This window comes from Agrobacterium sp. LY4 (genome assembly GCF_001526585.1).
GTDB lineage: Bacteria > Pseudomonadota > Alphaproteobacteria > Rhizobiales > Rhizobiaceae > Agrobacterium > Agrobacterium leguminum.
The window spans coordinates 90,324-114,338 of record NZ_ASYA01000003.1 but is presented as its reverse complement, the minus strand read 5'-3'; the positions used below and the strand labels follow the sequence as shown (position 1 = coordinate 114,338).

Below are 24,015 nucleotides of genomic sequence, written 5' to 3'. Positions count from 1 at the left end.
CGGAAACGGGGTCTTGTTGCCCCAATTTTCCAACCGGGAGGAAGAGTGAGATGAAAATGAAGTCCAAGTTTCTGATGGCGACAGCCGCAATTGCAATGATGGCCGCTCCGGCGCTGGCGCAGGAAAAGCTGAAGATCGGCATGACCTTCCAGGAGCTGAACAACCCCTATTTCGTGTCGATGCAGGAAGCGCTGAAGGAAGCCGCCGCAAGCATCGGCGCCGACGTTGTCGTGACTGATGCCGGCCACGATGTGGCAAAGCAGATTTCCGACGTCGAAGACATGCTGCAGCAGAAGATCGACATCCTGCTTCTGAACCCCACCGACAGCGCCGGCATCGAAGCCGCCGTTCACGCCGCCAAGGCTGCCGGTGTGACGGTGGTTGCCGTCGACGCTAACGCCAACGGCCCGGTAGACACCTTCGTCGGTTCGAAGAACCGCGATGCCGGCTACATGTCTTGTAAATATCTGGGCGAGGCCCTCGGCGGCAAGGGCGAGGTCGCTATCCTCGATGGCATCCCGGTCGTGCCGATCCTGCAGCGCGTCGAAGGCTGCAAGGCGGCGCTTGCCGAATTCGCCGACATCAAGCTGGTCGATACGCAGAACGGCCGTCAGGACCGCTCCGTTGCGCTTGGCGTCGTTGAAAACATGATCCAGTCGCATCCGAACCTCGCCGGCATCTTCTCGGTGAATGACGGCGGCGCGATGGGCGCCATGGCCGCGATCCAGGGTTCCGGCAAGGACATCAAGCTCACCTCGGTGGATGGTGCTCCGGAAGCGGTGAAGGCGATTGCCGACGGCACGCCCTTCATCGAAACGACCGCGCAGTTCCCGCGTGATCAGGTTCGCGTTGGCCTTGCCATGGCGCTGGCCCAGAAGTGGGGCGCTCGCGTCGTGCCGAAGGAAGTGCCGATCGACGTCATGGTCGTCGACAGCAAGAACGCCGGCGAGTTCAGCTGGTAAGAACTCCTCCCAGGTCCCGTCCCCGTCTTGTACGGGGGCGGGGTTAAATCCCGACCATCGAGGAGGGTGAAATGCTGGAACTGAATGGAATAAGAAAAAGCTTTGGCAAAATCGAAGTCCTGCGCGGCGTCGACCTTCAGGCGCGCGCCGGCGAGGTGCATGCGCTTCTGGGGGAAAACGGCGCTGGCAAGTCGACGCTGATGAAAATCCTGTGCGGCATTTTGCAGCCATCGGAGGGAACGATCCGCATTGACGGCAAGGATCGCCGCTTTGCCAATTATGACGAGGCGATTGCCGCTGGCGTCGGCATCGTGTTTCAGGAATTCAGCCTGATCCCCTATCTCAATGCCGTTGAAAACATGTTCCTTGCCCGCGAAATCCGCGGGCCGCTGCGCCTTTTAAACAAGGGCGCCATGCGCAAGCGCGCGGCCGAGATCATGAGCCGTCTGGCCGTGGATGTTCCGCTCGACGTGCCGGTGCACCGCCTCTCCGTCGCCCAGCAGCAATTCGTCGAAATCGCCAAGGCGCTGTCGCTGGATGCGCGTATCCTGGTGCTCGACGAGCCGACGGCGACGCTCACCCCCTCCGAGACGGAACACCTGTTCAAGGTCATGCGCGAGCTGCGGCGTCAGGGCGTGGCGATCATCTTCATTTCGCATCACCTCGAAGAAATATTCGAGATTTGCGACCGCATCACCGTTCTGCGCGATGGCGAGTTGATCGGCTCCTGCCTGACGTCGGAGGTCGACAATGACCGTCTGGTCGAGATGATGGTCGGCCGGCGCATCGAAGCCAGTTTCCCGCCGAAGCCGCAGCTCGATCCTTCCACCGCAAGCGTGATCGAAGTCGAAGAGCTGCAATTGAAGAAGGGCGGTCCCGTCTCGCGCTTTGCGTTGCGCAAGGGCGAAATCCTCGGCTTTGCCGGGCTTGTCGGCTCGGGCCGCACGGAAACGGTTCTCGCCATGCTGGGCGCGCATTCCGCCTCGCGCCGCAAGATCAGGGTCGACGGTGTGGACACGCGCTTTTCCGGCCCTGATGAAGCCTTGATGCGCGGCATCGGCCTGCTGCCGGAAAGCCGCAAGGAGGAGGGGCTGATTACCAGCTTCTCCATCCTGCAGAATATTTCGCTGAACAATTACCGCAAATACCGCAAGGCCCACTGGTTCCTCGATCTCAAAAAGGAACTGGAGCACACGACGAAGGCCATGGCGCAGGTGCAGGTCAAGGCGCAGGGGCCCTTTGCCCGCGTCGACACGCTGTCCGGTGGCAACCAGCAGAAGATCGTCATCGCCCGCTGGCTGAACCATGACATGCGCGTGCTGATCTTCGACGAGCCGACACGCGGCATCGACGTCGGCGCTAAGGCGGAAATCTATTCGCTGATGCGCGAATTCGCCGCCAGGGGCCATTCGATCATCATGATCTCCTCGGAGCTGCCGGAAGTGATCGGCATGTCCGACAGGGTCTGCGTCTTCCGTTCCGGCGGCATCGTCGCCACGGTCGAGGGGGAAGACATCAATTCAGAAACAATAATGACAAACGCCACCACCGGGAGAGTTGAACATGTCGCTTGATGCAAACACCGGCACTGCCGCGAAAACGGGCGGCTTCAGTCTCAGTGCCATGCTGCGTTCGCCGCTTGCCCTGCCTCTGGCGGGTCTCATTGTCGTATCGATCCTGATGGGGCTTGCGAGCGACAATTTCTTCAGCCTCAACAACATCATGAACGTGCTGCGGCAGGTTTCCGTCGTCGGCATCCTCGCCGTCGGCATGACCTTCGTCATTCTCACCGGCGGCATCGACCTGTCGGTCGGCGCGGTCATGGCGCTTGTCGGCACATTGTCCGCCGGCCTGATGGTGAATTCGGGCCTGCCTGCCTCGGTTGCCCTGCCGGCCGGTCTCTTCATCGGTCTCGGCATTGGCATCTTCAACGGTGCGCTCGTCGCCTGGGGCAAGATGCCGGCCATCATCGTCACGCTTGCCACCATGGGCATGGCGCGCGGTCTCGGCCTCATTTATTCCGGCGGTTATCCGGTCAGCGGCATTCCGAGCTGGATTTCCTGGTTCGGCGTCGGCCGTATCGGCGTCGTTCCGGTGCCGGTCGTCATCATGGTGGTGATCTATGCCATCGCCTGGGTGCTGTTGCAGCGCACGGCTTTCGGCCGCCATGTCTATGCGCTCGGTGGAAACGAACTGGCTGCCCGTCTTTCGGGTGTGAAGACGCAGCGCGTCAAGCTCGCCGTCTACGGCATTTCGGGTGTCACCGCAGCGCTTGCGGCCCTCATCCTTACCGGTCGTCTGATGAGCGGTCAGCCGAATGCCGGCGTCGGCTTCGAACTGGACGCCATCGCGGCGGTCGTTCTCGGCGGCACGGCGATTGCCGGGGGCAGGGGTCTCATTCTCGGCACGCTGATTGGTGCGGTACTGCTCGGCATCCTCAATAACGGCCTCAACCTAATGGGCATCAACCCCTATCTGCAGGATGTCATCAAGGGCGGCATCATTCTGCTGGCCATCTATATCGGGCGCGAATGGCGCTGAGCCGGCCCGGAAACATCTTCATAAACGCAGGAGAATTAAATGTCTGAATCGCTGCAAGGCAAGATCGCTGTCATCACCGGCGCCGCATCCGGCATCGGGCTTGCCACCACCGAAGCGCTGCTGGAACAGGGCGCAACCGTGGTCATGGTCGACTGGAACGAGAAAGCCTTGAATGAACTCGCTGGCAAGCTCGGCGAGCGCGCCATCCCGCAGGTGACAAACCTTCTGGATGCCGACAGTTGCAACGCCATGATCCCCGAAATCCTCGGGAAGGTCGATCATATCGACATTCTCTATTGCAACGCCGGCACCTATATCGGCGGCGATCTCACCGAAACGACGCCTGAAGCCATCGACAAGATGCTGAACCTCAACGTCAACGCCGTCATGAAGAACGTCCATGCCGTCGTGCCGCATATGTCGGAGCGCAAGACCGGCGATATCGTCGTCACCTGCTCGATTGCCGGCCATTTCCCGACCTATTGGGAGCCGGTTTATTCGGGCTCGAAATGGGCGATCACCAGTTTCGTGCAGGGCATGCGCCGCCAGATGATCCCGCACGGCGTGCGCGTCGCGCAGGTGTCTCCTGGCCCGGTCGTTTCCGCGCTTCTCGCCGACTGGCCGGAGGAAAATCTCCGCAAGGCCAAGGAGTCCGGCAGCCTCATCGATGCGAGCGAAGTGGCCGATGCCGTTGTCTACATGCTGACGCGCAAGCGCACGGTCACCATCCGCGACATGCTGGTCTTGCCGACCAACTTCGACCGCGTTTAAAAATCTCCAGAGTGGCGGAAAGATGGGAAACGGTCCCGCCGCTCAACCCTGTTCAAGCACCGGATGATCCGCTCCGAGGAGTATCGCAAATGGCTTCCTATCTGATTGGCGTCGATGTCGGGACCGGCTCGGCGCGCGCCGGTGTCTTCGATGTCGCGGGAAAGCTTCTCGCCACCGCCAAACGCCCGATCGGCATGCATCGCGAGGATGGCGGCATTGCCGAACAATCGAGTGGCGAAGTATGGCAGGCCGTTTGCGACAGCGTCCGGGAAAGCGTTTCCCGCGCCGGCATCGATCCCGCCGAGGTTGCCGGCATCGGTTTTGATGCCACCTGCTCGCTGGTGGTGCGCGGACCGGAAGATGAGACCCTGCCGGTTGGCGCCCCCGATCATCCCGAGCGCGACATCATCGTCTGGATGGATCACCGCGCCGTCGAACAGGCGGAGCGCATCAATGCCGGCGAACACGCCGTGCTGAAATATGTCGGCGGCCGTATTTCCCCGGAAATGCAGACGCCGAAACTGCTGTGGCTCAGCGAAAACAGGCCGGACATCTATGCCCGGGCCGAGCACTTCTTCGATCTCACGGACTTTCTGACATGGAAGGCTTCGGGCGCGCTTGATCGCTCCGCCTGCACTGTGACCTGCAAATGGACCTATCTGGCCCATGAGAACCGTTGGGATGCGGAGTATTTCACTCGTATCGGACTTGGCGATCTCGCCGAACAGGGTTTTCGCCGCATCGGTCAAAACGTCGTCCATCCCGGCACGGCGCTGGGTAACGGTTTGACGGAAGATGCTGCAAAAGCCATGGGTCTGGTTGCGGGCACCGCGGTTGCGGCAGGCCTGATCGATGCCCATGCCGGCGGTGTCGGCACGGTGGCTGCGGGCGGCGATGCGTCGCGATGCCTAGGTTATGTTTTCGGCACCTCGTCCTGCACCATGACGACCACCACCGAACCCGCCTTCGTGCCCGGCGTCTGGGGACCCTATTATTCGGCCATGGTTCCGGGCGCATGGCTCAATGAAGGCGGCCAGTCTGCCGCCGGCGCGGCCATCGATTACCTGGTGCAGCTGCACCCGGCATATGCCGAGGCGAAGGCGCTTGCCGGCAAGGAAGATAAAGCATTGCCGGTATGGCTCGCTGACCGGGCGCTCAATCTTGCCGCATCCGCTTCCGCTGCCGCAAAGATCGCCGAGGATTTTCACGTGGTGCCGGAATTTCTCGGTAACCGCGCGCCGTTTGCCGATCCCCATGCCCGCGCCGTCATCGCCGGTTACGGCATGGAGACGGGCGTGGATTCCCTTGTGGCGCTTTATGTGGCCGGCCTTCTCGGCCTCGGTTACGGGCTTCGCCAGATCATCGAAACACAGGCCCGCAACGGTGCGCCGGTGGAAACCATCAGCGTCAGCGGCGGGGCGGGTGCGCATCCGCTTGCAAGACAATTGCTGGCAGACGCCACCGGACTTCCCGTGGAACTGACTGAATGCGAGGAGCCGGTGCTTCTCGGCTCGGCCATGCTCGGTGCGGTTGCCGCAGGGACCTATCCGGACCTGATGGTCGCCATGCCCGCGATGTCGCGTGTCGGCAGCTGTGCTACGCCCGATCCAGATTTTCAGAAGATTCATCAGGCGCGGTACGACGCGTTTCTGGCGCTGCAAAATGCGGCGCGCGCCATTCGTGCCGCCAGCCATTGAACCACGTCACAAACTCATATCGTCCGGCCGTCATGGCCGCAAAATAAAGAGGATTCCATGCAGTTTTCCGGAAAATCCGTCATCATCACCGGCGCAGGAAAGGGCATCGGCCGCGCCTGCGCTCGCCTGATGGCCGCGCGCGGTGCGGAAGTGGTGGCGATCAGTCGCACCCAGTCCGATCTCGACAGCCTGAAAAGCGAAATCGGCGGCCGTTCGATCCGCGTCGATCTTGCCGATGTCGCCGCCACCCGCGCCGCCATGAAGGAAGCCGGCCCTTGCGATTTCCTCATCAACAGCGCCGGCATCAACGTGCTCGAAAGCGTGCTGGATATGAGCGATGCCGGTTATGAAGCCGTTCTCGGCATCAATCTGCGCGCGGCTTTGGTCGCATGTCAGGAATTTGCCCGCGCCCGCGTGGCGAAGGGCGGCGGCGGCGCCATCGTCAACATCACTTCCATCGCCGGTCACCGCGGTTTCCAGGATCACCTCTGCTACGCGGCCTCCAAGGCCGGGCTGGAAGGGGCGACCCGCGTTCTTGCCAAGGAGCTTGGCCCGCACGGCATCCGCGTCAACGCGGTTGCGCCCACCATCACCCTCACCGAACTGGCCGCGGAAGCATGGAACGATCCGGCGAAAAGCCAGCCGATGATGGTTCGCCATCCGCTCAACCGGTTCGCCGAAGCGGAAGAGGTGGCTCAGAGCATCGCGTTGCTCCTGTCGGATGACAGCCGCATGATTTCCGGAGCCGTATTGCCGGTCGATGGCGGTTTCCTCGCCGTTTGATGTCTTAGGGAAGTCTCAGGCGCAGGCGCCTGCCCGAAATAAAAGAACGCCCGGCAAACAGCCGGGCGCTCATCTTGATGAATGACAATGCTGTTAATGACGATGCTCGGGCATGTCCTTTAGCTGGTCCTTGGTCCATGAAGTGACCGCGTGGACATCGCCGTCCTCATCCCGCATGAAATCAAGATCGCTGAGCGGTACTGCGACCGGCTTTGCGCCGATACCAAGAAAGCCGCCGACATCGATGATGGCGGTGCTGCCGGCCCCGACGCCGTGGACATGATCGACCTTGCCGACCTTGTGATCGTCTGCACCATAAACGGTGGCGCCTTCAAGAACGGACGGCGTCAGTTCGGTTTCAACCAGGCGTACGTGATTGGTGTGATCCATTGTTCTTGCTCCTGTCTTGGTTTGCAGAAAACAAACTCCTCGACTGCAAAACCGTTCCATCGAATGTCGCTGGCCGGCGCCAGTCGATGAAGGCCGGTGATTTCTCATCGGTACATTGTTGGGGTTTGCGGCAGGCGGTTCCGAAAAGGTTGCGGAATGGTCACACCTTTTCTCCGGAAGACAAGTTTTCGCTAAATTGCAACCGCTAAAGTTGTTGCGATGACGTGTCTGGATGTTATCTCTGCGTCAGGTTGAATCATCAAGGGGATGAGGGATGAAAAAGTTGGGGGCGGTTTTGCTGGTGGCTCTTTTGAGCGCATGTGCAAAGCCATCTGACGGACCGACCGCAGGCAATATCCGATCTGCGACTTTCCCTCGAACCAACGAAAAAATCCCCGTCATCGAGCTGGCGAATGCACCGGCGGCCACGGTATCCGCCGGAAGCCTGCAGAATGCCTCCGGCCCCGGCCTCACAGCACTTCGCAACACAGGTTACAACGCCCAGAGATTGCGTCGCGGCGACGTGATCGACATCACCGTGCTCGATACGGGCGAAGACGGGCTTTTCTCCCCGACGCAAAGCAAGACGCTCAATCTCGGACGCTTTACGGTGGACCAGAGCGGATCGGTGAATATCCCCTTCGTCGGCAAACAGAGGGTGGTGGATTCGACGCCCGAGGGGCTGCAATCGCAGGTCGTTGCCGGGCTCAAGGGATCGGCCGTGAACCCGCAGGCCGTCGTCACCGTCGTCGACAAGCCGACAAGCGCCGTCATGCTCAGCGGTGCGGTGAAAAACCCCGGAAAAATAACGCTCACCGCCCGTCAGGAGCGGGTGCTCGATGCGCTCAATCAGGCCGGTGGCCCGACCGTCGCTCCGGGCGCTGCCACGGTTACCGTTGTTCGCGGCTCGCACAGGGCGAGCGCGCCGCTTGACCGCGTCATGCGGGAAGACCGCCAGAATATCCGCCTGTCGCCGGACGATCAGATCATGATCGATGGCGATGCGGCGAGCTACACCGCGCTCGGCGCTTTCAAGAGCGCCGGCGAATTCCAGTTCGAAGCCGGAAAACTGACCCTCGCGCAGGCTGTCGGCCGCGCCGGTGGATTGCTGGATGACCGTGCGGACGCGCGCAATGTCTATGTCTTCCGCAACGAGATCATTCAGGTGCCGTCGGCAACCGCATCGGGCGCGAAAGGCCCGGTTGCGACGGCCACGACCATGCGGCCGGTGATTTATCACGTCAATATGCGCGATGCTTCCAGCATTGCGCTCATGCAGCTCTTCCAGATGCAGAAGGGCGATGTGCTCTATGCCAGCAACGCACCGCTGGTGGATTCGGCCAAGCTCCTGACCGTGTTCCAGAAGAGCGTGCCGACGGCGGCAGCACCGCTTCCCGGCAGCGGCAACTGATCAATGAAGCGCTACAGAAGCTGTAGCGCTTCCATTGCCGATTGCGGCCGCGACGCGGGTTCGTCCTGGCAACAGGCGTCCGCAAAATCCGCCAGCCTTTGCGTTGTTCGCATCTCATCCGTAGCGATAAGCCGCCGGGCAAGCCGCCCCACGGAGAATATATCCTGATCCGGCTTTGCGGTTGCGTCGCGCATCCGTTCCGGTGCTGCAAATTCGTGCGAGGCGGCAAAGCTCATGCCCCGGTCCGCGTGTTTTTGGCCGATCTCCAGCGCAATGCCGAAATCGCCAAGTCTGCCCGTTTCGAAATCGCCGTCCTCCAGTAGAATATTGGCTGGCGTGACATCGCAGTGGACATATCCCCGTGCATGCATGGCGCTCAGCCCTTCCAGCAGGCGGCGAAGGATTGTGATCGCTTGCGGCGCGCTAACCGGCGGCTGCGATGCAAGCGAGGCCAATGACCGCGGGAACCATGGCTGCAACAGGCCCGGCCGGCCATCGGCCAGTCTCAGCAGCGCCGATGTTTCCACCAGACACGGATGGCGCAATGTCAGGCCGAGCTGCGCCTCTTCGCGTAATCTTTGCAGCAGTGCCGCGTCGTTTCTCAACGCCGGCGGCGTGGTTTTCAGGGCGTGAAGGGAGCCGAGATCGCGGTGCCGCACCTGCAGCAGCAGCGTGTTTTCGCTTTCATAGGCAATCCGTTCGAGGGCAAAACTGTCGGCGATCCAGCCGGGTTTTGTGTCAGAAAAATGCGAGATTTTCCGGTCCAGCGCATTTCTGACCTGATCGATCAGGTCTTTCTGTTCTTCGGCAGGCCTTTCCCGCGTGCCGTCATGGCGAATACTTTGCCACAGATCGGAAAAGCGCTCGGCAACCTGCGGATAGGCAGGCCCATCGCCCGGTTGTTTACCCTTGCTCAAGCCGGTTTCCAATCACGATGGCGCTGACATTCTCGCGTGCGTCCTCGATCAACGCTTCCTGGATCAGGGCGCTGGCGCAATCCTTGATCGGGGTGTTGCCGACAATCTCGGCAATGGCCCGTTCCTTCAGGATTTGTACCAGCGGATAGCTGCACAGGAGCAGCCTGTCCTGCGAACCCCAGTCTTCCCCGACGATATCCGGCCGGAATTGCTGGGAAAGGCCGACACATTGCGAGAGCTGCCTTTTCATGCCGACAACGACGTGATCGCGCGAAAGCTGATGCATGGTTCCGTTTTTCAGGAGATAGGCGCGCGCGTCGCCGGACCACAGGACGCTCAACCTGCGGCCGATAATGGAGGCAATGATGACGCTCGCCATCGGCCTGCCGTCGGCGCCCATGGTTTGCCGGGAAAGAAGCAGGCTGTTGACGGTGCCGAGCTTTCCCCTGATCTGCTGCGCCATCACCTCGGGGTTTTCGGCATCGGGCGTCTCGGCAAGAATATTTGTGGCCAGACGTGCGGCTTCCACGGCGCTGTGCGTGTCGCCCTGTCCATCTGCTATGGCGAAGAGGGCAGGGCTCTGGGAAACGAAGAGCGAATCCGCGTTCAGGGAGAGCCGTGTTCCCGGGTGCGTGGCATAGCTGTAGATGACCGATGACGGCTGTTCCGTTGGCGGCGCGGGCGCGGGCGTCATCGCGGGCGGAGTTTTGTGTTTCGCACTTTCCTGCGCCTGTACGGGTATCGAGCCGTCCGCATCGCCCTTGTCTGCCATGTCGCTGAAGAGGCGCAGGAAATCGGAAGCTTTCGGTTTGCCGTCGAATTTGAGGCCGCGGGCGCGGCGGCTGACGGGATCGATGCGCCACCAGAGGCTGGTCGGTGCGCGGCCGCGCACCATTTCCGGGGCGTCATCCTCTTCCCGTGGTTTCGGCAGGCGCAGTTTTTTAACGGAGGTGTTAAACTGGGACATGTCGAAATCGCCGGTCATGGATGTCTCGGCCAGCGCCTCGGCGGCCATGAACCAGGTGTCGTCGAGATAGAGCGTTCTCGGATGTTTCCGGAAGCTATTGAGCTGGGCGATGATGGTAAGCGGATATTTGCGCCCCACCCGGTCTGCGCTGGGCACCAGCACGCCGGCATAGGCGCAGTTTCCCCATATGCCGCTTTCGATGATGAAGCGTATGGGCGGCGATGACGTGAATATTTCGGGCCATTGGCCCGAGAACAGGTCTGCGCAGGCGTGCAGGCCGGATCGCATCCAGTCGTCAAATGTCCCGATCAGCTCCCGTTCAAGCCCGTCGGAGATGAAGTCGCCATGGCTGGGGACCTTGCCGAAGAAGCCGATGCGGTCGCTTTCCGCTGCGGTTTCCGCGGGCCTCGATGCCTGATTGGCCATCAGTCGTTATTGACCGTAGTGCTTTTCGTCGTTGCTTTCATCATAGATCCCCTCCTTGAAAAAACGGTGCGCCGCCCCGCCGCTAAAATTGCGCGGGGCAGGCAAAGCCGGCGATGGCGTCCAGCCTGAACGGGTTGAGAACCGAGCCGAACTGAATATCGAATTCGGCAGCCTGCCCGCCATTCGCAAATCGCACCCGCAGCAGATCACCCGATTGGTTTTCGATATTGGCGCCGTCGAACAACCGGAATGGCGACCAGTCGCCGTTTTCGGTTTTCGCCTGCTGCCAGCCGCCCGGCTGGAAAGCGATGCGCGACAGGCTCGCCGTGTTTTCACGCGAGGGCCAGGTGATCGATTTCGCCTGAATGGGGCCGTGATAATAAACCACCCGCTCGCCTTCGATTTCCAGCATCACCGCGCTGGAGGCATTGGTGAGCGAAACGGGTTTGACATTGATCGACACCGCCGGCGTCTCGCTGCCATTCGGGAAAAAGGCGCGCGAAATCTTGTCGGCATTTTCGAACTGGGCGACGGCGCTGCTTGGAATGCCGGCGGCGCCGAAAGTGCCTTTCCAGCTCCAGGGGTTGGTGGTCTTGTCGACAAAGGCTTCCATTCGCTGTTTGAAGAAGGACTGGAAAACCCCGGTCGGCCCGAAGAGACGGGTGAAATCCGCGATGGCGACATCGCGGGAAGATGACCTGTCGAAAGGATAACGCCCGGTCACGATGGAAAAGCACAGGGATGCCGCATCGGCCGCCCAGAGTTCGGCAATGCGGCTGCGGGCGGATTTGACCGCAAGCGAGCCGACATCTGCCGCCACGCCCGCCACCCACACATCGAGGGGCGCCGGCAATTCACGGGCCTGCTGCAACAGATCCTGATTGGCCTTGGTGAGTTGACTATCCACGTCGAACACCTTGGCGACTTCATCGGAGGTGGTTGCCGAGCGGGCAAGCTGCTCGTTCAGCATCTTGAAATGCGCGAGCAACAGTTCCGATGGCGAGCCTCCGGCCTTGCCGCTATTGGCCTGCTCGCCCGTTGTGGCCGCACCTTTCGCCGCCAGCATGTCGCGCAGTCTCGCATAGGGATCGGTCGCGTTTACCGTGGCGGCCAGAACGGCTGCCGTCGCGTCGCCTTCAGCGGCGGAGGCGAGGGCGGCGGGGTTTGCTCCGGGGCGCAGATCGGTCGCCTCCGCGATCGATCTGGCAGCCTCCACCACGATATTGCGTTCATTGGCAAGCGCGCGGGTTGTTTCCACCGCGTCGCCAAGGGTCTGGGACGGCTTGACCCGAAGGTCGGCTAGCGTATCGGCCCATTTTTTCTCGAAACGGTCGAAATAGATTTGCAGCGCGGCCTGCGCCACCTGTTCGACCGTTGCGCCACGGAGTGCATCATCGGAACCGCGCACCCATCCTTCGGAAAGTGCGATACGGGCCGCATGGGCGACCTGCGGAATAACGACGCTGCGATATCCCTCCGCCGTGAAAAGACCTTCGATGCCTTCCGCCATCGGCGCTTTGCTGCGCCGCTCGAAGGCGCGCTCGCCCAGCGGGCCGAAGGCCGTGGCTGGTGTCCATTCCATCAGTTCCCGCGCCTGCGGAAGACCGGCGAGAATATCATAGGCGCGCGTGCCGACAGCCTGGTTGCGGATGGTTTCACGGGCAGTGGCGATGAGCCGTGCGTCTAGCTCAATCGGGGCGAGCACGCCGTCTGCAAGCGCTTTCGCATGCTGGTCGAGCGCTTCTCTCGCCGCCGCCCTTCCATCGCCGGGATAGAGGGATGCGAACATCTGGTGCGTCTGCACGGTCAGAAAATCGGGGTCCAGCGCACCCATGCCGCCCAGCATTCCATAGAGCTTCAGCGAATTGAAGGTGCGCGTGACATCCTTTTCATCCTTGAGTTGTTTCTGCAGCTGCACGATCATTCGCGGCAGGAGCAGGGCGTTGAGTGCGCGCTGATAGGCGTCGCGCTGCCGTCCGGCGATCTTGTCTTCCTGATCGAGTCCGAAGCTGACATTCCACACTCTCTCGCGGGCAAAGCCGGAATTGACATCGCGCAGATTGTCGAGCGCCGGAAGGATGCGGAGAAAATCGGCGTCTGAAACATCGCGCACGGGAATGCCCTGAACGAGTTGTTCATAAGCGCCAAGTTTGCGATCCGCTTCGGCAAGGGCCTGCGTATTGGCGAAATAGGTGAAAATCCAGCCGGTGAAGACGATGGCGACTGCGGCGGCCGAAACACCATAGGCGATGCGCCGCACCAGCAATTGCCGGCCGGAAAGGCGCTTGTCGCGCATCACCAGCGCGGCTTCGGGGAAGATGACATCCTTGAACAGTCGCGACAGGAAGTAGCTTCGGCGAGTTCTGGCCGTTGCGGGAGACCTTTCCGTTTCCGGCTGTGTTCCCGAAGCGAGATAAACGCCACGCAAAAGCGGCGCTTCGATGAGCGGAGACCGTGCGCAGAGTTCGGTCAGGGCCTCATGGAGCCGGTCTTTCAACCGCGCAAGTTCGGCGGGGAAACGGAAGATGCGGCCGCGCGTCTCGGCATTCTGCTCCTGCTGCAGGCGCTCGATCAGCATCGCATCGACCCGTTGTTGCAGCAGTTCGAACTCTTCCGTCAGGCGTTGCGGCAGGTTCTCGGCGGTATAGCTCTCATCCAGCTTGAAGGTGGTGCCCCATACCTGCTGGCGGTCGGTCTTGTTGAAACCGTCGAAGAATTCCACGAAACCATGCAGCAGATCGGCCTTGGTCAGCACGATATAGACCGGAACGCGGGCATGCAGATATTCATCCAGTTCCGAAAGCCGCTGGCGGATGGAGCGCAGTTCCTGCCGTTGTTCCTCGGGATCGCGGGTGAGAAGATCGGGGATCGACAATGTCACCAGCGCGCCGTTGATCGGCTGCGACCGGCGATAGCGTCTCAGAAGGCCGAGGAACCCTTCCCAGCCGGCTTTGGATGAGCCATCGAGGTCATCCTGTGTGGTGTAACGGCCGGCGGTGTCGATCAATATCGCCTCATCAGCGAACCACCAGTTGCAGTTGCGCGTGCCGCCGATGCCCTTTACCGCGTTTTCGCCCAGCGCATCGCCAAGTGGAAATTGCAGGCCGGAATTGGTGAGCGCCGTCGTCTTGCCGGAGCCGGGTGCGCCGAAGATCACGTACCAGGGAAGGTCGTAAATATAACCGAAACGCTTTTTCGTGACCCGCCGCAGCAGCGCCAGCGCTTCCTTGAGACGCATCTGGATCTCGCCGACTTCGGCCTGGCGGTTGGCCAGGGCCTCGCGCTCGATACTATCGACGAGTTCCTTGTCCTGCTTGCGGCCGCGATAGATGGTTACGGCGATATAAATCAGCCATATGGCGAGAACGATGCCGATGGCGATGAGCCGGGCTTGCGTCGTTCCCAATGGCTTGAAATCGCCCAGCGCGACCAGATAGCCGTAAAACCAGATGACGATGCAGAGCGCGACCACCCACAATAGCGACAGGAAACGGCGGCCGATGAGAGCGGCATAGCTCTCGACATAGGATCGGATCGTATAAAAATAGCTCAATGGATTCATGGCTGTGCCTCTTGCGGCTGCTGTCCCGAACTGTTCTGGATGGTCGGCGAGAGAATGCCGGCGTCGCTCAGTTTTTCATCGGGATTGGTCAGGACCATGATTTCCGTTCTGCGGTTGATCTGGCGGCCTTCTTCCGTTTTGTTGTCGGCGATCGGGTCGCTGTCGGCACGGCCTTCCGTCAGGATCGCTTCCGGGCCGGTGAATTGTGAAAGAATGTCCCCGACCGCCTTGGCGCGGGCTTCGGAAAGGTGCCAGTTCGATGGAAATTCCACCGTCTTGATCGGCACGGTATCGGTATAGCCGATGACGACGGCGCGGAATTTTTCAGCCGCAAGCGCACCGCCGATACGCTGGATGAGATCGCGGAACTGCGGGCTGACATCGGCGCTGCCGGTGGAGAACAGGCCCGAATTGTTGATGCGAATGCGCAGCCGCCCGTTTACATCCGCCAGCGTGACAAGTTTCTTTTCGACTTCCGGCTGAAGGAAGGCCATCAGCTTTTCAAGCCGGGAGGGTTGCCTTGGCTCGACCGGCTTCGGCGGTTCCACGACCTTGGGCGTTTCGACCTGCGCCGGTGGCTGGGGCGGGCTTGCGATCAGCACGCTCGGCGTCTCGTTCGGCGGCAGATGGGCGAGCCTCTCGAAGGTCACATCGGATGCGTTGTTGAGCGACAGCGTGAAGAAGAGATAACCAAGCGCGAAGGCAAGCGCCATCAGGGATAGCAGGGTCCACAGCGCGGCCATCGTGCGCAATGGCGTATGGCGGGCTTCCACGCCTTTCCAGTGCGGAGAGAGCTCCCGTTCGAAGGTGCCGTATTGGCCGATCAGCGTCTTGTAGAGGCTGTCGCGGATGCGCGAAAGCTCCAGCGCACCCTTTGGCGAAACGCGGGTGCGCCCTTCGAAAGCCAGCGACAGGCACAGATAGATCAGCAGCAGCAGATCCTTGCTGGCGCCGGGCGACTGATGGAAATGGTCGAGAATGTCGAAAACCCGGTCGCCGCCGGTGACATCGTTGTGGAAGGTGGAGACAAGGCCGGAGCGCGCCCAGCCTGCCCGCACGCCCCAGGGTTTACTGAGAACCACATCATCCACCGTGGCGCAGACGACATAATGCGCCGCCCTTGCCCGCTCGGGGCTGATGCGGGCGGAAGCGAGGTCGCGCTCGTAGCGGGTGATCGCCTCAATGCAGGCGCGGCGAAGCTGATCGGGATCCGGCTCGGCATCGCTGAAGCGCAGGAGATGCGCGAGGTTGAGAAGGGGAGCGGCCGATTGCACGAGCGTCGGTACATCGCCGCCGCCGAAATGGAAACCGGAGAGCAGCTGATCGACCGGCATGGCGGCCGCGCTTGCCTTCGGTCGCCCGGCCGGGGCGTCGGTCTCGACAATGTCTTCGAGGATCGCCGCCATGTTGCGGGCGTTCTGGTTGCGTCGGCGGCTTTCCTCGGTGATTTCGACCACCGTTGGCAAATCCTGCCAGGAAGAGGGGTTTTCCTTGCTCATTCGCGTAACGCCCACATTTCCATCTCAAGCCCGGGGAACTCGCCCGCCAGATGCAGGGCAATCGCGCCGGAGGTCTCAAGCTGCTTCCAGAGGGGTGATTGCGTGTCGATCTCGAAATAGACGGTGCCGGACCGAAGGGCAATTGCCGCGGCAGGACCGGCAGGGAGCGCACGGGAATGCCGGGCAGCGCCACATTGACCAGTTCGGAAATCCGCTCCACCGGCCCCACCTTGATCTGTGCCGGCAGGCGGCGGCGAATGTCTTCGGCGGCCATATCCGCGCGCACGGCAAGCACGAAGCCGGCATCGCGCAGCAGCGTGCGGTCGTGGATGGTGCCGACGCGGACGCCGTGGCGGCGCTCCACCAGCTCGATCGCAACGGCCGCCTGTTCCAGAACCGCTGACAGCGATGTGCGCAGATCGTCGAAAACCGCCCCGAAGGTGGCTTTCAAGTCTTCGTGCCGATAGGGCGGGAAATCCGTCGCCCGCTTTTTGTCCGTGGTGAAGGTCGCAAGCTCGCCGGCAAGCTGGATGCAGTCTTCGTAAAAGCGGATGGGGTGAAAACGCGTGGCGTTGGCGCAGCGATGCGCCAGCAGCGGATCGGCCCGGTTGAGGATTTGCAGCAGGAAATAATCGCCCACTTCCGCCGTTCCCCTGATCGTCGGATCGCCGATGCGTTCGGCAATCGCCTGGGCGCGGTGGCGCACGATCCCCAGAAGCTCCGTCAACAATTCGTTGAGGCGGGGCGCCGCCGCGCAGCTGAGGCTCGGAGGAATGAAATCCGGCTCCAGAATGACCGCGCGGTCTGAGCGGACCTCGATGACCCTTGCAAGACCGATGAGATCGTAACCGGAAAGATCGTCGCCGGTTTTCAGGAATTTCAGGCTGAGACGGCCGACATCGATGGGGGCCACGAAATCCGTCTCGATATTGGTGTCGGAGACCTCATAGCTGGAGGCGGTGAAGCGCACATTGTTCGCATCGTTGCGGCCGCTGGCGGACATGTCGGCCTTGCCCGGCTGCCGGGCCGGCAGGGCGAGATAGATAACGGCGTTCTTGACGCTTTCGTCGAGATCGAGCGGCGGCGGCAGGTCGGAATCCTCCGGCGCCTCGAAAGGCGTTCCATCGGGAAGAACGCCGCGCAGGTTCGACAGGGCAAATTGCCCTATCGACAGCGCGCTGCGGTCCACGCCGATTTCGGCGATGCCCCACGGGTAAGGCGAGAGGTTGCGCGTGGTGTTGCGCACCAGCCGTTCGGTCCAGCGGTCGGATTGCTGAAAATGCTGAACGCGAAGAAACATGCCCTCGCTCCAGGCAACACGGTTCTCATGTCTCATCGTGGTTGTTTACCCCCTTTGCATCGGCCGTTATCGCGTCAGGTTCCTGCGTGGGCGCGGCCTCACCGCGCGCTGCCCGCTGCAGGAACTGCCTGACCGGCAATGGACGGCCGTTTTCCTCAAATTGCTTTTTGTAAGTGGACCAGTAGTCGGTCTTCATGATCAGTCCCTGCCAGTCGCGGCGCTCGATTTTGGCACGAAGATCGTTACCGGCATCGACGGAGGCTTCGAGAAGCCTCGGCTCGAGTTTTTGCGTGCAGCCGTGGATAAGGGTTTCAAGAGAGGCGGCGAGCCGCCGCTGCTGGCGGATGAGCGTTTCCATCCGCTCGCTCAGGGAGGCTGACGAACCGTGGCCGGTGCGCTCGCCTTCAATGTCGAGAATGGCCAGACAATCGGCGCTTTCCTGCTCCAGCGCGGTCAGAAGATCGCCGATCTCCTGCGCGGTCGAAGCGCCCGCAGCCGATGCGCCCTCTGGGGTCAGGTCTTCGCCTGCTTCCGGGAAAACGCTGTCGAAATCCTCGTTATCTGAGGCCGAAACCGGACGAGAGATCATGACCGGCGTGTTCAGTGCGTCGGTATGTTCGTGCTCGCTGCTTGCAACCGGCTCCTCGTCCCAGTTATCAGGCAGAACGGCGCCTATTCCGCGCGCCGAGGGCGGTTCGCTCCAGCCGATCTCGACATTTCGCGAAATGGATTTCGCCTTCCGCTTCGCGCCCTCGCGCCATGTTTCGGACCAGTCGTCGGCGGAGGCGGTATTGCCCATCACGCCGCCGGCCGAACGGCCGTTCGGGGCGATGTCGGCAAGGATCGCCGAAATGGTCAGCGGCTCGTCACTCATGCGCAGGGATGCGTCGGGATCGGAAAAATCCAGCTCGGCATCGCCGCTGATGGCGACCTGAAAAACCTGCCCGCCAATGTTGATTTGCGAACCGTCGCGGAGACGCGCGCTTTCGCCTTCCAGCAGCAGGCGGCCATCGACCAGCGTGCCGTTCGCGCTCTGGTCAAGGATCGTAAAACCTTCGCCATCGCGGCTCAGCGTGCAGTGCAGCTTGGAAACGCGCCGCTCATTGTCGTCGATCTGCCAGTCGCAATCGCGAGACCGGCCGATGACGCGGCGGCCGCGCTCGAAGCTCCACTGACTGGCTCTTGCGGCTCCGATATTTCGTGTGTCCTTGAGTGCAAGCTTCATGTTCATGCCCTCACGCGGAAATCGCCGAGCCTTCGCGCTCGGTCACCACAGCATCGGCGCTGTCTTTTTCCGCGGGCGCCACGCGAGCCCAGCTATTCCAGCCGAGGCGGGCGGGGGCATCGGACTGGCCGAGGCGGCAAAAGGGAATGTCCTCCTTTTTCAGGATCACCTGCACATCGAAATGCAATGCGCTTCCGACGAACAGGCGTGTCAGCGAAAATATCTCCGCAAGCCGCTTCGATCCGGGCGTCAGGGCCAGATAATCCGCATAGGCAACGGGACCGATCACGATCCGGAAGCCGCCGCTCATATCTTCGACAGCGCTTCCCGCCGTCGTGTTCTGTCCGAGCCTCAGCCCGGATGCCTGTCCGAGCTGGCTTTGTTCGTGAAGCGGCAAAGCCACCCATCGCCGGCGAAACTGTTCGACATGGACCGGAAGTCCCGTGAATTCGCAAAGCATCGAGGTCAGGGCCGAAACATTGCGGTTGCGAGCGGCCAGAAGACCGCTGAACCGCAGAAGCGCATCTTCGCTCACGCCTGCCTTCTCGACCAGACCGACTGTGCGGAACCCGGTGAGTGCAAGCAGGGTTTTGCGGAAACCGTTCTCCCGCTGCTCGGCCGACCAGCGCAATCCCCTTGCCAGGCGGTATTTTTCCGTTGCGAATACGAACAGTTCGCTGAACCTTGCCGCGAACAGATTGAAGAAGCTCGCCAGCGCACCGGAGCGATTGCGCTCTTCCCGTTGCAGCAATTCGCCATAGGCCGGCGGTAGCGAACCGAGCGGCCCGACAATGGGCGCGAAGGCGGATTTCAGTTCGGCCTGGCCGCGTTTGCGGTTGAAACCGCTGATCGCCAGCGGTGTCGGCTGTGTTCCGCCATGGGCGCCGACGACAATCCCGTCATCCGCCGAAACCAGCTGGGCGACGCGAAACGCGGTGGCGGGCTCAAAACGGCCGGGATCGTCGCTGAGAAGCGCCGCTTGCCGGTCTTTCATGGTTGGCGTCTGCTGTTCCATCCCGGTCTCCTAGAGCAGCGGCCGGTCGGCTGCGCGGGCAGGCCAGCGGGCAATCGGTTTGGAATGGCCGCGCATCGTCGCAGTCAGCCGCGTGAAGCTGTTGATCGAGGTGTAGAGCCCGAAGAAATGATTGAGGACATTGGCGAAAACAAATGCGGCAGGCCGCGCTATCAGCGCGGGGTCGAACTCCACGGTGATATCCGTTCCCGGCACCATGGCCGAGCCGATCCGGGCATGGGAATTCTGCGCCTCGACATTGCTGATCGCCTCCACGAGCTGCCGGGTCTCCGGGCTGTCCCTGAAGGAATAAAGCGACAGAATGTCCTTCAGCGGCGCGCCGCCGCTGTCGGTGAGGGAGAGATGGTTGAGGAGCAGATGCGAGATCAGCCGCCATTCACGCGCCGAGCGTTCGTTGACGCGGATCGCCGCCGTCGGCGGCATCAGCGCATGGATGGATTTCACCGCCTCGTTGCCGGTCGAAAGCTGCAGGAAGGGGTGGCCGCCGCCAAAGAGGAGCTGGCTTGGCAACTCGCGATTGATGCACAGCGTATCGATGCTCGCCACCATGTCGAGCGGTCCAAGCGGTCCGCGCTTCTGATCCACGAAGGCGATGTCCGTATCGGAAGAACCGTCGTCATCGAAACGGCGCTGTATCTGCCAGAACACGTTTGCACCGTTGTTGCGCTGGGTGCGGCCGAAGAACGGGGAGGTCTTTTCCGTCTGTCCGGAACGGCTGGTTAGCTGGACGTTTTCGACGGCATAGATTTCGCGGGTCCGCTGCCGCCGTGCATCCGGCAGCAGCCGGTATTCCGTGCGCGTGCCATCGAGGCTGAGCGGTTCGCAGCTTTGTTTGAACAGGTTGATGACTGGCGAGGCGTTCAGCACGAAATCCCGGACCGACACCATGCGCTCAAGCTGCGTGTCCGCTGCATCCAGATAGATGTAAAGTTCGCAATCGCCGCCGCTCCATTTGTGCAGCCCGTCGATATCGAGAAAGAGAAATTTCTGCGGCAGCGCGAAGAATTCGGTGAGAAGCCGGTATCCGTCAAAACTGTTGGCCGGATAGGGCAACATGGCCTGATCGCGCGTATAGCCGGATGGTGTGAGATTGCCGGCGGGCAGGAAAACGGCTTCCTTGTCCTCGGCGTGCCGCGCAAGCGCCATGCCCACGCAATGGTTGGTCAAAAGCTCGTAAAGCGCCGTGGCCTGCTGCCATGCGGCGGACAGAAAAATCTGAAGCTTCGTCAAGCCTATTTCCGGGAAGGTGCCGCCGCGCGGCGCCGTGCTGCGCAGCGAAAGCCGCAGGCAGCTGGCGGCACCGGCAAACGAGGCCGAAAAAGGCGCGTCGATCGGCTGGCCGGACAGCGTTGCGGCTGCGATTTGCAGTGGCGCGATTTCCACCGCCTGCGTGGTGCGAAAACGGCAGCTTTCACCACCCACCGGCTCGGCAAGGATTTCACTGTGCCGGGGAAGCGTCTGCACGGTTGCGAGCGCCGTGCTTGGGGTGAACTGAACCACGCTCATGGACGGGATCGGCGCAAGATAATGCGGGTAGAGCGTTTCCAAGAGACTGTCCGACAGTTCGGGAAACTCGTCGTCCAGCTTCTGGCGCACACGGGCGGCGGAATAGGCGAAGCTCTGGATCAACCGCTCGACATGCGGATCGTCGGCGACATCGCCCGTCATGCGCAGCCGGCCGGCGATCTTCGGAAACGCCGCTGCGAAACGCGAAGCGCGTTTTCGGAGCGCGAAAAGCTCGTCATTGTATTTTTCGAGAAAGCCGTCAGCCATTCGTCGCCTCCACCAGGAAACGCTGCGTTGACGGATCGATCCGGGATTCGAAGCTGATCGGCGGCATGCCTTCCTGAAGGCGGAAACTCGCCTGTATGCGCATGCGAAGCGCCCGGTCGCCATCCGTGCGGTTTTTCAGGATCGTCACATGCACATCGCCAAGGCGGGTTTCGAACAGGGAAATCCGCCGCTCGATGCTGCGTGCAAGCCGCGTTTTGGAGGCATCCGTCACCAGATTGGCCGAAAGAATGCCGTCCACGCCATAGCTCACCAGCGCATCGGTAAGCTCTTTCAGCGCTGCCGGCGGACCGGCGGGGTTACGGCGGGTGTTGAGCAATGCCTCGAGATCGCGGCGGATCACCTCGCGCATCTCGCGCGCCTGATCCTTCAGGCTGACGAGCATATCCGTTTCCGCATCCGGCGCGTCATCGAGCAGCCGGTCCAGAACGGAGCGTGACAGCGTTCTCTGCCGCGCGCGATATTGCTCGAGCGGATCAACCACGGGCGATCTGCCTTTCATCGTCGGAGGCGGCGGAGAGAGCGCCGATCTCGTGGAACGGCACCACATCGTCGCCAATCAGCAGGCAGCGCTGGCCTTGCCCGGTTGCCAGAGGCTGGTCTTCCTCGCTCCATCGGGTTTCCCGGCCGAGGAGGAGGCTGACATCGTCCTTCGCACCGTGATAGATGGCCGGAAGCAGCACGGATGCGACCGCGCCGTCGCGCAACGTCAGCTCAGCCCCGCGGAAAGCGAGGTCGCGCGGGCGGCTCATAGGGTCGATGGCGAGGCTTTCTATGCGGCCGTAATCGATCCAGAGGTAGCGGCCGCCATTGGTCAGCACCTCCAGCGCATGCGGAATCCGGTCGTCCAGATCGCGAATATCGCCGGCGCTCTTGCCGTTGCGGCCGATTGGTACATTGCCGCGCTTTTCATCGAGTTCAGCCAGCGCGGTTCTGGCGGCATCCGCATCGCCGCTGCGTGCGGCGATGTTCGCCCGGATGGCCAATTGATCGAGTTCGGACGGACCGCCGGGGAAATCCGGCACCGCGCCGTTTTCGAACCACGCATTGCGTGCGGCCATGGCGCGCAGCTGATGGCGAAAGAGAGAAAAGCCGACGCTTTCCTGCGGCGAGAATGTTGCGGCCAGATTGCATTGCGCATCGGCCTTCTCATAGTCGCCGGCAAGGACCAGCAGGTCGATGTAGAAATGGCGGCCATCCTTGTCGGTTGGCTTCGTTTTGACGTGTTCGCGGGCAAGCCCGATCGCGTCCTGCAGCCGGTCATCGTCGAGAAGGCGGGAAATATCGTCGCGCAGCGTCATGCGGGTATCCTTTGCGGCTCGGCCTGAGACCGGGATGCGGCGGCGGGCGCCATCATGGTTTCGGCAATGAGATGGAAGCTCGTGGAGACGTCATCGAGCTGGAAATGCGGCTGAAGGCGCACGGTGCAGGAGAATGTTCCGGGCTTACCGGGAACCTCGAAGACGTTGATCCCGGCGGAGCGCAGCGGGTAGCGCGTGCGCAGCGCCGCTTCCGCATCGTCATTGCCGAGCGTGTAGGAGGAAAGCCAGCCTTCCAGCTTGCGCTCTATCGTCGAGGCATCGCTCAGCTGGCCGATATCGTCGCGCATAATGACCTTGAGGTAATGCGAGAACCGGGAGGCGCACAGCACATATTGCAGCATGGCCGCGAGGCGGGCGTTCTGTCTTGCCGCTTCGCTGGAATAATGGCCGGGTGCATGCAGGGACTGGTTGGCGTTGAAGATCGCCATGCCGGAGAGATAGGTGGTGGAGACGGGCACGATGCCGAGATCGGAAAATTGCTGCTCCTGCCCGGTCGTCAGCTGCACCTCGACGGGCGGCTGTGCGGAAAGGCTGTTGCTTTCGATGCCGAGATCGAGCGGCGGCAATTGCCGGGAAGAGAGCATGCCGCCATCCACCGCGTCCTGCGTCACACCGCGCAGATCCGCAAACCAGCCGGAATCGACGAAATTGCGCACCACCACCGTTGCAAAGGCAAAGGCGGCGTTGCCCCACAGCAGGGTCTCGCCGCTTTCCGCCACATGCTCGCGGAATGGAAATCCGTCATCGCGCCCCCGCGCATAGGGCCTGTAGGGCGAGCGCAGCAAAACGCGCGGCGCAACAAGGCCGACGAAGCGGGAATCGTCGCGTGCGCGCAGCGCATTCCACCGCAGCCGCGATTTATCCTGCTTCAGCGAGGAAAAGTCGTGGACTCGGCTGAGTTCGGCGAAGTCTTGCAGGCCGACGGCGGAAGGTGCTGCCGCCGCGACGAAGGGGCAGAAGGCGGCCGCAGCCACCATGCCGATCTGCGACAGCGTCGTGATGGAATCGGCGCCTTGAAGATCATCGGGGGAAAAGGCGTAGTCGCCGATCAACAGGCCGACGGGTTCGCCGCCCGGCATGCCGAATTCGCGATTATAGACGACTTCGAAAAGATGGCTCTGGTCGAAGTCGGTGGCGCGTTCCGTGTTGCGTGCAAGATCGCGCCAGCTGGCATTCAGCAGCTTCACCTTGACGTCGGCGCCGCGGCCAGCCTCGCGAACGACCATGGCAAGCCCGCGCCACCTCGCTTCCATCGCCTGAAAATCAGGGTGATGGAGAATGGCGTTCACCTGGCCGGTCAGCGCATCGTCGATGAGGGCGATGAGCTGGTCGGCGAAAATGCGGGCGTCCGAAAAGGACTGATGCGCCATGAGCGGGCTCCGGGTGAAGAACGGGGCCGGGGTGGCGGACCACCCCGG

18 protein-coding genes and 1 pseudogene are annotated in these 24,015 nt (G+C 61.9%); 7 read left to right on the top strand and 12 right to left on the bottom strand.

Features of this window, described 5'->3' with window-relative positions; translation table 11 throughout:
* Positions 1–50 precede the first annotated feature (50 nt).
* From L904_RS05735 to L904_RS05710, 6 genes are all read left to right on the top strand, one after another.
* The gene (locus L904_RS05735) at positions 51–962 is read left to right on the top strand and encodes an ABC transporter substrate-binding protein (RefSeq protein WP_020812318.1); all 912 of its coding nucleotides are present in this window, start codon (positions 51–53) and stop codon (positions 960–962) included.
* Between the two features lie 71 nt (positions 963–1,033).
* Positions 1,034–2,536, top strand: coding sequence for a sugar ABC transporter ATP-binding protein (locus tag L904_RS05730; RefSeq protein WP_020812317.1), 1,503 nt, complete (start codon positions 1,034–1,036; stop codon positions 2,534–2,536).
* Positions 2,526–3,503: an ABC transporter permease gene (locus tag L904_RS05725; protein ID WP_020812316.1), complete on the top strand. Its 978-nt coding sequence runs from the start codon at positions 2,526–2,528 to the stop codon at positions 3,501–3,503. The genes L904_RS05730 and L904_RS05725 overlap by 11 nt, the downstream gene beginning before the upstream one ends.
* Before the next feature lie 39 nt (positions 3,504–3,542).
* Complete coding sequence (locus L904_RS05720; protein ID WP_020812315.1) at positions 3,543–4,274, top strand: SDR family oxidoreductase; 732 nt, start codon at positions 3,543–3,545, stop codon at positions 4,272–4,274.
* 89 nt (positions 4,275–4,363) lie between these two features.
* Positions 4,364–5,971: an FGGY-family carbohydrate kinase gene (locus L904_RS05715; RefSeq protein ID WP_020812314.1), complete on the top strand. Its 1,608-nt coding sequence runs from the start codon at positions 4,364–4,366 to the stop codon at positions 5,969–5,971.
* Between the two features lie 57 nt (positions 5,972–6,028).
* Positions 6,029–6,754, top strand: a complete 726-nt coding sequence (locus L904_RS05710; RefSeq protein ID WP_020812313.1) for an SDR family oxidoreductase — start codon at positions 6,029–6,031, stop codon at positions 6,752–6,754.
* 93 nt (positions 6,755–6,847) lie between these two features.
* Here L904_RS05710 and L904_RS05705 read toward each other — a convergent pair whose 3' ends face one another.
* Positions 6,848–7,144, bottom strand: coding sequence for a PRC-barrel domain-containing protein (locus tag L904_RS05705; RefSeq protein WP_003522015.1), 297 nt, complete (start codon positions 7,142–7,144; stop codon positions 6,848–6,850).
* Positions 7,145–7,418: 274 nt separating this feature from the next.
* Between L904_RS05705 and L904_RS05700 the strand changes: the two genes are divergently transcribed.
* Positions 7,419–8,555 (top strand): polysaccharide biosynthesis/export family protein, encoded by a 1,137-nt coding sequence (locus L904_RS05700; RefSeq protein WP_020812312.1) that lies wholly within the window; start codon positions 7,419–7,421, stop codon positions 8,553–8,555.
* An 11-nt stretch (positions 8,556–8,566) separates the two neighbouring features.
* Here the strand turns inward: L904_RS05700 and L904_RS05695 are convergent, their stop codons facing one another.
* The 11 genes and pseudogenes from L904_RS05695 to tssC form a co-directional block, all read right to left on the bottom strand.
* On the bottom strand, positions 8,567–9,472 hold the full coding sequence (locus L904_RS05695; RefSeq protein ID WP_020812311.1) for a protein kinase: 906 nt from the start codon (positions 9,470–9,472) through the stop codon (positions 8,567–8,569).
* Complete coding sequence (tagF, locus tag L904_RS05690; protein ID WP_020812310.1) at positions 9,459–10,865, bottom strand: type VI secretion system-associated protein TagF; 1,407 nt, start codon at positions 10,863–10,865, stop codon at positions 9,459–9,461. The genes L904_RS05695 and tagF overlap by 14 nt, the downstream gene beginning before the upstream one ends.
* Positions 10,866–10,947: 82 nt before the next feature.
* On the bottom strand, positions 10,948–14,427 hold the full coding sequence (gene tssM, locus L904_RS05685) for a type VI secretion system membrane subunit TssM (RefSeq protein WP_035263809.1): 3,480 nt from the start codon (positions 14,425–14,427) through the stop codon (positions 10,948–10,950).
* A complete protein-coding gene (gene tssL / locus L904_RS05680) occupies positions 14,424–15,926 on the bottom strand; it encodes a type VI secretion system protein TssL, long form (RefSeq protein ID WP_035263810.1) in 1,503 nt (500 codons plus the stop codon). Before tssL ends, tssM begins: the two co-directional genes overlap by 4 nt.
* 65 nt (positions 15,927–15,991) lie before the next feature.
* Positions 15,992–17,226, bottom strand: a pseudogene (gene tssK, locus L904_RS05675) (type VI secretion system baseplate subunit TssK); the annotation flags it as partial.
* A gap of 25 nt (positions 17,227–17,251) precedes the next feature.
* Complete coding sequence (locus L904_RS05670) at positions 17,252–18,457, bottom strand: type VI secretion system-associated FHA domain protein (protein WP_020810665.1); 1,206 nt, start codon at positions 18,455–18,457, stop codon at positions 17,252–17,254.
* A 4-nt stretch (positions 18,458–18,461) separates the two neighbouring features.
* Entirely contained in the window at positions 18,462–19,466 is a 1,005-nt protein-coding gene (tssG, locus tag L904_RS05665) for a type VI secretion system baseplate subunit TssG (RefSeq protein ID WP_020810664.1), read from the bottom strand.
* Between the two features lie 9 nt (positions 19,467–19,475).
* Complete coding sequence (gene tssF, locus L904_RS05660) at positions 19,476–21,257, bottom strand: type VI secretion system baseplate subunit TssF (RefSeq protein WP_020810663.1); 1,782 nt, start codon at positions 21,255–21,257, stop codon at positions 19,476–19,478.
* A complete protein-coding gene (tssE, locus tag L904_RS05655; RefSeq protein ID WP_020810662.1) occupies positions 21,250–21,759 on the bottom strand; it encodes a type VI secretion system baseplate subunit TssE in 510 nt (169 codons plus the stop codon). Before tssE ends, tssF begins: the two co-directional genes overlap by 8 nt.
* Positions 21,752–22,576 (bottom strand): type VI secretion system accessory protein TagJ, encoded by an 825-nt coding sequence (locus L904_RS05650; protein WP_020810661.1) that lies wholly within the window; start codon positions 22,574–22,576, stop codon positions 21,752–21,754. The genes tssE and L904_RS05650 overlap by 8 nt, the downstream gene beginning before the upstream one ends.
* On the bottom strand, positions 22,573–23,967 hold the full coding sequence (gene tssC, locus L904_RS05645; RefSeq protein WP_035263812.1) for a type VI secretion system contractile sheath large subunit: 1,395 nt from the start codon (positions 23,965–23,967) through the stop codon (positions 22,573–22,575). The genes L904_RS05650 and tssC overlap by 4 nt, the downstream gene beginning before the upstream one ends.
* Between the last annotated feature and the right edge of the window lie 48 nt (positions 23,968–24,015).